The following is a 13,842-nucleotide window of genomic DNA, read 5'->3' on the forward strand; positions in this document are numbered from 1 at the left end:
CGACTTGCATGTATTAGGCACGCCGCCAGCGTTCGTCCTGAGCCAGGATCAAACTCTCCAATAAAGTGTTTGATTGCTCATTACACCGGCAATCTACTTAGTTTTTTGCATTAGCGAAAATAACTATAAAGTAGATTTAAAAATTTATTACTTGCGTTGGTTTTTAAAGACCAACACGCTTGACGTTTTGTTTAGTTTTCAAAGAACTTATTGCATGTCTCAAAAGCGACTTTATTAATATATCATCTTTAGTTTTTGAAGTCAACAATATTTTTAATAAAGTTTTCTTGGAATAACTTTGCCCTTTGCGACAACGAATTTTAATATACCATTCTGTTTAACTGAATACAACAGGAATCTTTTCCCTATTCATATAAAAAAACCTGCTGAATATTCAGCAGGTTTCCCTTTATTCCGTTTTAGCTGCTTCTCTATGTCTCATTTGAGGGAATAGTAGCACATCACGAATTGATGGTGAATTCGTTAATAACATAACTAAACGGTCGATTCCAATTCCAAGTCCACCAGTTGGTGGCATACCATATTCTAAAGCTTCAATGAAATCCTCATCCATCTCATGTGCTTCATCATTTCCTTGTTCCTTTTCCTTTAACTGAGCTTCGAATCTTTCTCTTTGATCAATCGGATCATTTAGCTCAGTAAATGCATTTGCATGCTCTCTAGCTACAATAAACAGTTCAAACCTATCTGTGAATCGAGGATCCTCAGGATTCTTTTTAGCTAGAGGAGAAATTTCAACTGGATGTCCATAAATAAAGGTAGGCTGAATTAGAAGTTCCTCAACCTTTTGCTCAAAAAATTCATTTACGATATGGCCATATTGCATATGTGCATTAATGTCGACACCGTGTTCTTTAGCTAATTCTCTAGCCTCTTCCACAGTCATTTCCTTCCAGAAGTCAACACCCACATACTCTTTAATTGCATCTACCATATGGAGTCTTTTCCACTCAGGCTCTAAATTAATTGTATGCTCACCATATTGAACTGTTGTTGTTCCTAGTACATCTTTAGCTATATGAGCAATTACATTTTCAGTTAGGTTCATGATATCTTTATAGTCACCATATGCAGCATAAAGCTCTAGCATAGTGAATTCGGGATTGTGTCTAGTCGAAATTCCTTCGTTTCTAAATACTCGTCCAATTTCATAAACCTTTTCTAGGCCACCTACAATTAGTCGCTTTAAGTGTAGCTCTATTGCTATACGCATATAAAGAGTCATGTCCAACGCATTGTGATGAGTTATAAAAGGTCTAGCAGACGCCCCACCTGCAATTGAGTGCATAGTTGGAGTTTCTACTTCTAGATAACCTTGATCATCTAGATATCTTCTCATAGATTGAATGATCTTACTTCTTAAGATGAAAGTTTCACGACTTTCCATATTCATTATGAGATCTAAATATCTTTGTCTATATCTTTGTTCTACATCCTTTAAACCATGGTATTTTTCTGGTAGTGGCTTCAATGACTTCGTTAACAAATCGAAGGCACTGGCTTTTATTGAAAGCTCTCCTACTTTTGTCTTGAAAACTGTTCCCGTTACACCGACTATATCTCCAAGGTCGGCAGTATCAAAAACTTCATAAGACTCTTCACCAATTGCATCCTGTCTGATATAAAGTTGGATTTGTCCTGTAAGGTCTTGAATATGTGTGAATCCAGCTTTCCCCTTACCTCGCTTGGTCATAATCCGTCCAGCAATCGTCACTTCAACATTTTGTTCGTCTAACTCTTCCTTAGACTTCTCACCAAATAATGAAAGTAATTCCTTTGATGTATGTGTACGGTCAAATCGTTTTCCAAATGGATCTAATCCTTTTTCACGTAGCTTATGTAGTTTCTCTCTGCGGACTTTTAGCTGGTCATTTAACTCATCAAAACTCATTATTCTCACTCCAAGCACGTTTGTATATAAATGAATAAAACTGCCAGTAACGTACTGGCAGTAGGCAATCATCTTTATGGGTATTATAGGTTAGTCTGAAAGGGAAGTCAAACGGATTAGCCAACTTGTATCTTGTTTTCTTCGTTTGCTTCCACTAGTTCTATTAAATAAGTTAAAAGGACCACTAAATCATTACGCGTGTTACATTCATTAATTCCATTACGAACCTTTGCATTTCCAGGGATTCCTTTTAGATACCACGCTGCATGCTTACGCATTTCTCTAACAGCCACACTTTCACCCTTTAAGGCAATTAGTCTATCTAAATGTAAAATACAAACATCAATCTTCTCACGTACTGATGGTTCTGGCATTAACTCACCTGTTTCCAGGTATTTAACTGTCTGATAGATCATCCAAGGATTACCTAAAGCTGCACGGCCGATCATAACACCATCTACTCCAGTTTCGTCTAACATTCTCTTAGCATCCTGTGGTGTTTGTACATCTCCATTCCCAATGACAGGAATAGAGACAGCTTGCTTAACTTCCTTAATAATATCCCAATTAGCATGACCCTCATACATTTGAACACGTGTACGACCATGAAGTGCAACTGCTTTACCGCCTGCACGTTCAACAGCTCTAGCATTTTCAATAGCATAGATGTGGTTCTCATCCCAGCCCATTCTCATTTTAACAGTAACTGGTTTATCCACTGCGTCTGCTACTGCCGCCACCATTTCATAGATCTTATTAGGATCTAGTAGCCACTTTGCACCTGCATCACATTTTGTGATTTTTGGTACTGGACAACCCATGTTAATATCAATGATATCTGCAGTTGTATTTTTATCAACAAACTTAGCAGCTTCAACTAGTGTTTCTTTTTCTCCACCGAAAATCTGTAGGCTTAGTGGCTTTTCTTGTTCGTCAATATAAAGCATTCCCATTGTTTTAGCATTTTTATATAGAATGGCTTTATCACTGACCATCTCTGCACAAACAAGTCCAGCACCAAACTCCTTGACCGTTAAACGGAAAGCCGCATTACAAACTCCAGCCATTGGGGCAAGGACAACTTGATTTTTAATCTGAATGTCTCCAATTTTCAACATGTTTCTTACCTCCCCTAATCTTCAGCTGGTTTTAATTCCTCTAACGTTATATTTAGTGCCGAAGCAACATTTTGAATAAGTTCCTGACTAGGCAAACGATTTCCTCTTTCAACTTCACCAAGGACTGATACAGAAATGCCTAAGTCTTTTGCAAACTCTTCTTGGGTATATCCCTTTAGCTTTCGAAAAGCTCGAATACGTCTTCCCCATTTCTCCGCTTCCATAATCTAACACCTTCTCTATCTGATAGTTCCTCATAAATGTTTAGGATACTTTTATCACGTATGACTAACTGTTGATCGATTTCTATTAACGGAACGATCACAAATGCACGTTCATCCATTCTAGGATGGGGTACAATTAAATCTTCTGTTTCAATATTCTCTTGGTTATAGAGTAAAATGTCAAGGTCTAACGTTCTCGGCCCCCACTTAATCTCCCTATTTCTCCCAAGTTGAGATTCCACTCCTTGTAGGGATGACAATAGTTGTAATGGTGATTTCTTGGTATAAACTTCTATTACCATATTTAGAAATGACTCTTGTTCCAAATAACCAACTGGATCTGTTTCATAAATTGATGAATAACTGATAAGCTTGATATCGTGTTCTTGTATAGCAGATATTCCCGCTTTTAAATAAGTTGTACGATCTTCGATATTTGAACCTAATGCTATAAATACTCGGTTCATTTTCTACCTCTAGTCAAACTTACACTTACAGATTTATAGTAACCCCGTATTGGTGGATCTGGTTTAATAAATGTAATTGTACACTCTTCAACTTTTAGAAAGACTGTAAGAATCTGATGACAAATCTCCTCTGCCACGGCTTCTATTAATTGTTTTGGTTCCCCCTCCACAATACTCTTACATAAGTTATAAACCTCAGCATAGTTTACAGTATCCTCTAAATCATCGCTTTTCCCTGCTTTCGAGAGGTCCATAGACAAAGAAAGATCAACTACAAAGCGTTGACCAAGTTTGGTTTCCTCTGGCAGTACTCCGTGATATCCGTAAAACATCATTTCATGAAGCTCAATTTTATCGATTTTCCTCTCCCCCTTTGCCTACAAGTACATCCATAACTTTTGACATCCTAGATATAGCAACTACATCGTGAACACGCATGATATGACAACCCTTAATTATGCCTTGGCAAACCGTTGCTCCAGTTCCTTCTATTCTTTCATTAGCTGGTACATCTAAAATCTGACCAATAAATGATTTCCTTGAGGTTCCAAGTAAGACAGGATACCCGAGTGCAACGATTTGATCAAGATTTTGAAGTACTTCTATATTCATGTTGAAGTCCTTTGCAAAACCAATACCCGGATCCAAGATAATCTGCTCATCCTTAACCCCTGCAAATTTTGCAATCGAAATACTCTCCATTAGGTCAGATGTAATATCCTTCATTAGATTCCTATAATTCTTATTATCTCTATTATGCATGAGAATAATAGGTACTTGAAAGTGTGCAGCAACCTTAGCCATATTAGGGTCTGCCTTCGCTCCCCATACATCATTAATTATATGTGCACCCGCTTCTATAGCCTGTTTAGCCACTTCAGCTTTATATGTATCAATTGAGATTGGAGCATCTATTTGTTTAGAGAGTTGTTCAATTACAGGTATGGTTCTTTCCAATTCATCAGAAAGTGATACCTTTACTGATCCAGGTCGGGTAGACTCTCCACCAATATCAATAATATCAGCACCTTCCTGAATCATTTTACGTGCTCGCTCTACCGCTCCTTCTATGGTTGGATAACTTCCACCATCTGAAAATGAATCCGGTGTAACATTCAAAATCCCCATGATATACGTTTTCTTGTTAAAATCTAATGTTTCATCATTTCCTTTTGTTCTATTAATTACAATTGTAGACAATTTATTTATCCTCCATCTGGTTCATTGTTGCTAGAAAAGATGTGTAGTGACGATATTCTTTTTGCAAAAGTTCAGCTATGGCATTTGTAGTAGGCTCATAAGACTGACTTCCTATGTGCGTAATAGAGAAGATTTCTTGTATGGAGTTTGTTGCAAATACTTCATCACTTGAAAGAATGTCTTCTTTCATATAAAAACCTTCCTCAACTTTAATCCCTTTTTTATTAAGTAGTTTTTGCACAAAACGCCTAGTAATACCATTCAATATTCCCGTATCAATATGAGGTGTATACACAACCCTATCTTTTACCCAAAAAAGATTAGATACAATTCCTTCAGCAAGAAAACCTTCCTTTGTTAAGAAGATTCCTTCTTTATCAGAAGCTTGTCCAATCTCTCTCTTTCCCAGAATATTATTTAAATAGTGGTGGGATTTTAGGCGATATCTTCCCTCGGGTGTATTACGTAATGTTTCAAGGAAAACGCCTTCCTTTTTATTTGCAAGTTGAGGAATCGATTTTATATAGATAATGGTAGTCGGAGCTTCATAGGTTTCCATTGGTAACCCAAGAGAGCTAGGACCTGCTGATACATTCAGGCGAATGTAGGCATCTTTTAAATTATTTTTTACGAGGAGGTCATTCACAGCATCTAGGATCTCCTCATTGGTAACATTCCATCTTATATCAAGTTCCGTTAAGCCTTCACGCAAACGTTCCATATGGTCATTAAACAAAAAAGCATGGCCTTGATATACTCGAAAAGTTTCAAATAAACCAAGACCATACATAAACCCATGATCAAATATTGATATTAGTGCTTCTTCTTCTTTTATAATACGGCCATTTATATAGATGTACATGCAGTTGTTTTTTGTTTTCCTCCATGAAGATCAATAAAATTTTGTAATAGTTTTTTACCAGCAGATGTCATGATGGACTCTGGATGGAATTGGACACCTTCTATAGGAAGGTCCTTATGTCTAATTGCCATAATTTCTCCTTCTTCAGTCCAAGCTGTCACCTCTAATACTTCTGGTAACGTTTCTTTTTTTACTATTAATGAATGGTATCTAGTAGCTGTAAAAGGCTCTTCTACCCCTTCGAAAATTGTTTTTCCATTATGCGAAATAGGAGAGGTCTTTCCATGCATTAAGCGATCTGCACGAACCACATCTCCACCAAAAACTTGAGCTATCGATTGGTGTCCAAGGCAAACTCCGAATATCGGAATCTTTCCTGCAAAGTACTCAATTGCCTCTAAGCTAATCCCAGCTTCATTCGGACTACATGGTCCTGGTGAAATCATAAGAAATGTTGGATTTAATTCTTCAATTTCTGAAATGGTGATTTGGTCATTTCTCTTCACTATAAGTTCTTGTCCAAGCTCTCCTAAATATTGTACAAGGTTAAAAGTAAATGAATCATAGTTATCAATCATTAATATCATACTATTCTCTCCTCCGCTAAACTTGTTCTACTACTCTCTTCTGCTCTGCTACTTCCTTTGACTTCCATAAAGCTTTTGCTTTCTTAAGCGATTCCTTGTATTCAGAGATAGGGTTAGAATCAATCACGACTCCAGCACCTGCTTGGATATGGGCTATACCGTCCTTTACAAGCATCGTTCGAATCGTTATATTTAACTCCATATCCCCATTATACCCAATCCAGCCTATAGAGCCAGTATAAATACCTCTTCTTACCGGTTCAAGTTCTTCAATGATTTCCATAGTCCTAACTTTCGGTGCACCAGTAATTGTCCCACCTGGAAAAACTGCGTCAATGACATCATATGCATCGTAGTGATCAAATAATGTTCCTTTTACATTCGATACAATATGCATGACATGAGAGTACCGTTCAATCACCATAAACTCGTCTACTTCTACAGTCCCATATCGGCATACTTTACCCAGATCATTTCTCTCTAAGTCTACTAGCATCACATGCTCTGCTCGCTCTTTTTCATTTTCAATGAGTTCAGAAGCTAACTTTTCATCCTCGTGCTCATCTTTACCTCTTGAACGGGTTCCAGCGATAGGTCTAGTGCTAACCTGATCACCTTGTTTTTTTACGAGAAGCTCCGGTGATCCACTTACAATCTGAAATTCAGGTGTATATATATAGGCCATATATGGTGATGGATTTATACTCCTTAATGCTGTATATACATCTATTGGCTCTACTAATAGAGACTGCGATTGCCTAACCGATAGATTTACCTGGAAGACATCTCCTTGACTAATATAATTTTGAATCTTTTCGACGGCTTGTCTAAACTCTTCTTCTGTAAGTGAAACATCTATTTTCTCACAATCTACTTTAATGGAACTATGTTCATGTTCTTTAGCAGAATTATTGCCTTCCCAGATAGATTCTAGAGTCTGAAGTTTCTCTTGTACTAGTTCATCTGTTGAATGAGAGTCCATGCAGGCTATTATATATAATAATTCCTCGTGATGATCATACACAAAAAGGTCATTATATAGTAAAAAGTATAAATCTGGTATCTTTAAGTCATCTAATGATTCACGCTGAAGGCGTTCAATATATCTCACATAATCGTAGCTTATATAACCAATGGCACCACCTTGAAAAAAAGGAAGTTCTGAATTCATTTCCACTTGAAATTTCTTCATCCAATCCTTCATTAGATGTAGAGGATTTCCTGTATATTGTTCTGTAAAGTTATCTCCTGTAATCTCGAGTGTTCCATCCTTACCATTTAGAATAGCTATTGGCTCCAAACCAAACATACTATATCTTCCGCCTCTTCCACTTTCCAGTAGAGCGTGATATTCATAGTCTCTGCTTACTTGTTGAAAGCGAGGAAACCAATCATTTTTCTCTATCTTTATTGTTTTATAAAACGGATAGCTCTTACTCATTCAAGTCACGCTCCTTTACAATACTTCTATAATACATCATTCCCTATGTCTTAACATTATTTTCGGTTGTTTTTTTATTTCCACTTCACGCCAGCCTATTAGCGTACAAAATAAAAAAAACAACCATATTTCAGGTTGTTTTTAATCTATTCTTCAAATTGATATAAAGGTGTACTTAAGTAGCGCTCACCATTACTCGGGATAATGGCTAGAACCTTTTTGCCCTTGCCTAACTCTTTGGCTACTTTTAACGCTGCAAAGATCGCTGCTCCTGAAGAAATCCCACCTAGTAGACCTTCTTCACGCGCTGCACGTCTCCCATACTCGAAAGCTTCTTCATTTTTCACATGAACAATTCCATCGTAGAGCTTAGTATCTAGAATTTCAGGTATGAAGTTTGCTCCGATTCCCTGAATCTTATGAGGACCGGGCTTTCCACCAGCTAAGATAGGGGAGTCTGCAGGTTCAACAGCATATAATTTTATATTTGGATAATGCTCCTTCAATACAGAGCCTGCTCCCGTAATCGTCCCACCTGTGCCAATTCCAGAAACAAATGCATCTAATTGTTCTCCCATTTGCTTTACAATCTCAGGGCCAGTTGTTAAACGATGTACTTCGGGGTTTGCTGTGTTTTTAAATTGCTGAGGCATGAAGTATCCCTTTTCCTTGGCTAACTCCTCTGCCTTTTTAACAGCACCGTTCATCCCCTCTGGACCAGGTGTTAATACTAATTCTGCTCCATACGCACGTAATAAATTACGTCTCTCTATACTCATAGTTTCAGGCATTGATACAATTAGCTTATAGCCCTTTGCAGCAGCAACCATCGCTAACCCAATTCCAGTGTTACCACTAGTTGGTTCAATAATTGTATCTCCTGGCTTTAGTGTTCCATTCTTTTCAGCAGCTTCCACCATCGCTAATGCAATTCGATCTTTAACACTGCTACCTGGATTCATGAATTCAAGCTTTAAATAAACATCTGCCATATCCTCATCGACTAGCTTGTTTAGCTTTACTATTGGTGTTTCACCAATAAGATCTGTAATAGAATTTGCGACTCTCATTCTTCCACCCCTTAATCCCTAGTATTTTCATAGGTTTTATATTATAAAAATTAACAAAAGATGTTAGAATTGTCAATTAGTTTGATTGACCATAGAACCAATCTACTTCAATTTCATTCCAGAACTGCTCTGCCGTAACACGACCTTCTATTTGTCCTAAGGCTAGTTGTCTGCGAATGTGCTCTTTTACATCATCAAAAGAGTATTCTTTTCCTTCCATGATTTCATGAAGATAAAGAACTGCAAACTCCTCTCCCACCTGAACAGGACCTTCCCATGAGTTAACATTTAGACTACTTAAGACATCCTCATATTCAGCTGGTATGTACCCACTCTCAACTGTTACATACCCTAAATCTCCTCCCTGATTAGAGGTAAATTCATCAATTGATTTTTCCATTGCTAATACAGAGAAGTCAGATCCATTTTCTAACTCGGTGATCACTGTCTCAGCCTCTTCCTCGGTAGTAACCTTTATATGAGATAGATGGTAGGTTGTCGGAATATCATATAGACTTTGATTTTCTTTATAAAATTCCTCAACATCCTCATCAGGGATTACTACATCTTTAGTGAGCATCTCTTCTAAAAGAATGTTATATTCTATTTGTTTTCGTAAGTCTTCTTCATCAGCAATTTTCTCATTATCAATTGAGTTGTACATTGCTTTAATAATGGTCATCTCTTGCTCAATAAGATCTTCTGACACTGTAATATTATACTGATCAGCCAGCTGGTATATAACCTCTCGATTAACAATCTCTTTTAGTGTCTCTTTACCGTAAAGTTTTTCAAGTTGGTGAAGCCATTCTTGCTGAGTAATATTCTTCTCACCAATGGTCGCAACAACCTCATCAGTAATACTGGCTGTAGCTACTGTTGCTGGAATCTCTACCTGTTCTTGATTTCCCTTTAACCACATTCCAATCGTTAAACAGTTTGTAGCTACTAAGGTAAAAACAATAACCCAAATTGATTTATTCGCCACAATCAACTCTCCCTACTCATCTAGTCTTTTGGTAACAAGGAAATGAGTTCTTCTTTATTTAGATGGTACATTTCATTACAAAAGTGACATTGGGCTTCTGCTTGACCCTCTTTTTCAATCATATCTTCTATCTCTTCTTTTCCAAGACTCTTTATTGCACTTTCTATACGTTCTTTTGAGCAATGACATTCAAATGAGATTGGCATTTTATCTAATACCCTAACTTTCCCCTCACCTAATACCTCATCCAATATTTGTTCAGGGGTCAGGCCCTTTTGAATGAGCTTGGATATAGGCTCAATCGTACTAAGTCTTTTCTCAATATAATCAATGGTTTCTTCACTAGTTCCGGGTAGTAATTGTATGATAAATCCACCTGAAGCTAATATACTGTTATCAGGATTTACAAGTACCCCTACCCCTACAGAAGAAGGAACCTGCTCAGAAGAAGCAAAATAGTAGGTAAAGTCCTCACCAAGTTCTCCTGAAATAATCGGAACCTGCCCTGAGAAGTGGTCACGTAATCCTAAATCTTTTACAACAGTCAGGTTGCCTTCTGTGCCCACTGCTCTAGCCACATCAAGCTTTCCTTTGCTATTTAAATCAAAATGCACATGTGGATTTGTTACATACCCACGGACATGTCCCTTCCCATCACTATCAACAATAATCGCACCAATTGGTCCTTTTCCTTCTATCTTGATGGTAAGCTTATCATTACCTTTAAGCATTGCTCCCATCATTACTCCAGCAGTCATTGCCCTTCCTAAAGCGGCTGATGCTGTAGGCCATGTATCATGACGTTTCTGTGCCTCACTAACCGTTTCTGTTGACCTTACCGCAAACGCTCTAACTTGGTTATCATAAGCGAGTGCTCGTATTAAATAATCTGACAAAATAATTCTCCTCTCTATTCAGTCATTCTTTGGTTGCGTACATAAATCATTTGTAAACCCTTTAGAGTTAAGAATGGATCTATTACGTCTATTAAATTGGACTCTTTTGCAATTAAGGATGCAAGTCCACCTGTTGCAATCACCTTAGGATTTGATTGTGTCTCTTCCTTCATTCTTTTCACAATACCTTCAACCTGGCCAACATAGCCGTATACAATTCCAGCTTGCATCGCACTGATTGTGTTCTTCCCTACTATCGCTTCCGGTCTAGTAATTTCAATTCTCGGTAGCTTAGCTGCTCTAGAATATAAAGCTTCAGTTGAGATGTTTATTCCGGGAGCAATGGCCCCCCCCATGTATTGCTTATGTTCATTTATGTAACAGTAAGTAGTTGCTGTTCCAAAATCTACGATAATCAAAGGACCACCGTATTGAGCAATTCCTGCCACAGCATTAACTATTCGGTCTGCTCCTACCTCTCTTGGATTTTCGTATTTAATATTAAGACCTGTTTTAATTCCAGGCCCTACAATAAGAGGTGAAATTTTAAAATACTTCAGACACATCTTTTCTAGTGAGAACATAATCGGTGGAACCACTGATGAAATAATAATCCCTTTAATATCATGAAATGTGATACTTTCATGAAGTAGGAGGGCCTTAATGAGCATAGCGTACTCATCTTCCGTTTTATTTCGGTTCGTTTCAAACCTCCAGTGATGCTTTAATACATCATTCTCGAAGACACCTAAAACTGTATTTGAGTTTCCTACATCCAATACAAAAATCATGGTTTTCACCTACTATTGTTTCTAAATATTGATTAAATTAACCTACCTTCATCTTATCATAAGAAGATGATAAGGACATATAAGGAACTCTGTATATTTGGGGTTATTCCCCCGGGGTGGAACCGGATAAACTTCATATCTCCAAACCATTAAAGTATATATACAATACAATCTAAAGCAAAGCTAATGAAAAAGAAGCTAGGGTTTCCCCTAACTTCTAATTATTTATTATCTTCTTCTTTTTTCTCTTCTTCTTTAGGCTCTTCTTTTTTTGTATGAATATTAACTTTAAGTTCTTCTGTTGAATCACTCTTAGTTATAACCGTTTCAGGACGATCCGGAAGTGTACCCTTTTCAACGAGATGCTTAATTTGTGCAGCATCTAGAGTTTCTACTTCAAGAAGAGTTTTAGCGATTAGCTCTAGTTTATCACGGTTTTCAGTAAGGATTTGTCTTGCCTTTTCATAGCTTTCCTTAATGAAACGTTGAATTTCTAAGTCGATTTCATAAGCAATCTTATCACTATAATTTTGCTCATTATGAATATCTCTACCTAGGAATACCTGACCACCTTGAGGTTGACCAAACTGAAGTGGTCCAAGTTTATCACTCATACCATATTCAGTAACCATTTTACGTGCAATACCAGTTGCTCGTTGGAAGTCATTGTGTGCTCCAGTACTTACGTCACCGAAAACAATTTCCTCCGCTACACGACCACCAAGTAATCCAGTAATCTTATCAAGTAGTTCAGGCTTAGTCATAAAGTAACGATCTTCCTTAGGAAGCATCACTGCATAACCACCAGCTTGGCCTCTTGGTACAATCGTTACCTTATGTACCATGTCAGCTTCGTCAAGAACGACACCAATAATAACGTGACCAGCTTCATGATAAGCAACTATATTACGTTCTTTTTGAGAAACAACTCGACTCTTCTTAGCTGGCCCCGCAATTACACGGTCTGTTGCCTCATCGATATCGTCGGCCTCAATTACTTTTTTATTTTGTCTAGCAGCTACAAGAGCAGCTTCATTTAATAAGTTTTCTAGGTCCGCACCTGAGAAACCTGGTGTACGCTGTGCGATAGCCTTTAAATCAACATGTTCAGACAATGGCTTGTTTCGAGCATGAACTTGTAGTACTGCTTCACGACCTTTTACATCTGGGCGATCAACTGTTATTTGACGGTCAAAACGTCCTGGACGTAATAAGGCAGGATCTAAAATATCAGGACGGTTAGTTGCTGCTACAATAATGATTCCTTCGTTTGCACCAAATCCATCCATTTCAACTAGTAACTGGTTTAGGGTCTGTTCTCTTTCATCATGACCTCCACCTAAACCTGCACCACGTTGACGACCTACCGCATCAATCTCATCTATAAAGATGATACAAGGAGCATTTTTCTTTGCGTTTTCAAAAAGGTCACGAACACGGGATGCCCCGACCCCAACAAACATCTCAACGAAATCAGAACCACTAATAGAGAAGAACGGAACTCCTGCTTCTCCTGCAGCAGCACGAGCTAATAGGGTTTTACCTGTCCCTGGAGGTCCTACAAGTAGGATTCCCTTTGGAATTCGTGCACCCAATTCAGCAAATTTCCTTGGATCTTTTAGGAACTCGACGACTTCGACAAGCTCTTGCTTTTCTTCATCTGCACCCGCTACATCCTTGAAACGAACCTTTTTCTTTTCTTCACTATAAAGCTTAGCCTTACTCTTACCAAAATTCATCACACGGCTACCTCCGCCTTGTGCTTGATTTAATAAGAAGAAGAATAAGATAAAGATAATTACAAACGGAATGATAGACGTGAAGAATGTTACCCATCCACTTGTTTCTTCAGCAGGAAGTGGTTCTACATCCCCACCTTGTTCTGCTAGTGCATCAATACGCTCAAGCGCCTGAGGACTATTTGTTACATATGTAAGAAATGTTGTTTCTTCATCATAAGAATCTAATTTACCACGGATTTCATACACTCCGCGTTCTGGCTGGATAGAAATTTCTGCTACTTCTCCATCTTCTAGGTGCTGTATAAACTGGTTATATGTTAGCTGCTCTGTCTGTTGGTTTGTACCATTAAAAAAGCTAACTACACCTATTACAACTAAGAAAATTAATAAATAAAAGATAGTATTACGGAAGATCCGATTCATCCCTTACCTCCTCCCAAAACAAACAAACTATAGTAAATAGTACCATATGACATTAATGAATTACAAATTATTACCTTGAAAACATTGGATAGTGAAAATCGTTTAATTCTAACCTTCCAAT

At 37.7% G+C, this 13,842-nt stretch carries 14 protein-coding genes and 1 rRNA gene; all 15 read right to left on the reverse strand.

The window, feature by feature from the left end; all coding sequences use genetic code 11:
- Positions 1 to 64 (reverse strand): 16S ribosomal RNA (locus tag G4D63_RS20700); the annotation flags it as partial.
- Positions 65 to 409: 345 nt separating this feature from the next.
- Positions 410 to 1,912 carry a lysine--tRNA ligase gene (lysS, locus tag G4D63_RS20705; protein ID WP_163181965.1) on the reverse strand — a complete coding sequence of 501 codons (1,503 nt, stop codon included), beginning with the start codon at positions 1,910 to 1,912 and terminating at the stop codon, positions 410 to 412.
- Between the two features lie 116 nt (positions 1,913 to 2,028).
- Positions 2,029 to 3,030, reverse strand: a complete 1,002-nt coding sequence (gene dusB, locus G4D63_RS20710; RefSeq protein ID WP_163181966.1) for a tRNA dihydrouridine synthase DusB — start codon at positions 3,028 to 3,030, stop codon at positions 2,029 to 2,031.
- Between the two features lie 14 nt (positions 3,031 to 3,044).
- Positions 3,045 to 3,254, reverse strand: coding sequence for a helix-turn-helix domain-containing protein (locus tag G4D63_RS20715; RefSeq protein WP_163181967.1), 210 nt, complete (start codon positions 3,252 to 3,254; stop codon positions 3,045 to 3,047).
- The gene (gene folK, locus G4D63_RS20720) at positions 3,206 to 3,721 is read right to left on the reverse strand and encodes a 2-amino-4-hydroxy-6-hydroxymethyldihydropteridine diphosphokinase (RefSeq protein WP_163181968.1); all 516 of its coding nucleotides are present in this window, start codon (positions 3,719 to 3,721) and stop codon (positions 3,206 to 3,208) included. The genes G4D63_RS20715 and folK overlap by 49 nt, the downstream gene beginning before the upstream one ends.
- Positions 3,718 to 4,080: a dihydroneopterin aldolase gene (folB, locus tag G4D63_RS20725; RefSeq protein WP_163182016.1), complete on the reverse strand. Its 363-nt coding sequence runs from the start codon at positions 4,078 to 4,080 to the stop codon at positions 3,718 to 3,720. The genes folK and folB overlap by 4 nt, the downstream gene beginning before the upstream one ends.
- Positions 4,073 to 4,921 carry a dihydropteroate synthase gene (gene folP / locus G4D63_RS20730; RefSeq protein ID WP_239586041.1) on the reverse strand — a complete coding sequence of 283 codons (849 nt, stop codon included), beginning with the start codon at positions 4,919 to 4,921 and terminating at the stop codon, positions 4,073 to 4,075. The genes folB and folP overlap by 8 nt, the downstream gene beginning before the upstream one ends.
- A gap of 1 nt (position 4,922) precedes the next feature.
- The gene (gene pabC / locus G4D63_RS20735; protein ID WP_163181969.1) at positions 4,923 to 5,783 is read right to left on the reverse strand and encodes an aminodeoxychorismate lyase; all 861 of its coding nucleotides are present in this window, start codon (positions 5,781 to 5,783) and stop codon (positions 4,923 to 4,925) included.
- Complete coding sequence (gene pabA / locus G4D63_RS20740; RefSeq protein WP_163181970.1) at positions 5,768 to 6,370, reverse strand: aminodeoxychorismate/anthranilate synthase component II; 603 nt, start codon at positions 6,368 to 6,370, stop codon at positions 5,768 to 5,770. Before pabA ends, pabC begins: the two co-directional genes overlap by 16 nt.
- Positions 6,371 to 6,386: 16 nt before the next feature.
- The gene (locus G4D63_RS20745; protein WP_163181971.1) at positions 6,387 to 7,811 is read right to left on the reverse strand and encodes an anthranilate synthase component I family protein; all 1,425 of its coding nucleotides are present in this window, start codon (positions 7,809 to 7,811) and stop codon (positions 6,387 to 6,389) included.
- Positions 7,812 to 7,957: 146 nt separating this feature from the next.
- Positions 7,958 to 8,881 (reverse strand): cysteine synthase A, encoded by a 924-nt coding sequence (gene cysK / locus G4D63_RS20750; protein ID WP_163181972.1) that lies wholly within the window; start codon positions 8,879 to 8,881, stop codon positions 7,958 to 7,960.
- 76 nt (positions 8,882 to 8,957) lie between these two features.
- Complete coding sequence (locus G4D63_RS22315; RefSeq protein WP_163181973.1) at positions 8,958 to 9,869, reverse strand: peptidyl-prolyl cis-trans isomerase; 912 nt, start codon at positions 9,867 to 9,869, stop codon at positions 8,958 to 8,960.
- A 20-nt stretch (positions 9,870 to 9,889) separates the two neighbouring features.
- Entirely contained in the window at positions 9,890 to 10,765 is an 876-nt protein-coding gene (gene hslO, locus G4D63_RS20760; RefSeq protein WP_163181974.1) for an Hsp33 family molecular chaperone HslO, read from the reverse strand.
- 14 nt (positions 10,766 to 10,779) lie between these two features.
- The gene (locus G4D63_RS20765) at positions 10,780 to 11,556 is read right to left on the reverse strand and encodes a type III pantothenate kinase (RefSeq protein ID WP_163181975.1); all 777 of its coding nucleotides are present in this window, start codon (positions 11,554 to 11,556) and stop codon (positions 10,780 to 10,782) included.
- Positions 11,557 to 11,777: 221 nt separating this feature from the next.
- Positions 11,778 to 13,721 carry an ATP-dependent zinc metalloprotease FtsH gene (ftsH, locus tag G4D63_RS20770; protein WP_163181976.1) on the reverse strand — a complete coding sequence of 648 codons (1,944 nt, stop codon included), beginning with the start codon at positions 13,719 to 13,721 and terminating at the stop codon, positions 11,778 to 11,780.
- Positions 13,722 to 13,842: the final 121 nt, after the last annotated feature.

Source organism: Bacillus mesophilus, from assembly GCF_011008845.1.
Lineage (GTDB): Bacteria > Bacillota > Bacilli > Bacillales > SA4 > Bacillus_BS > Bacillus_BS mesophilus.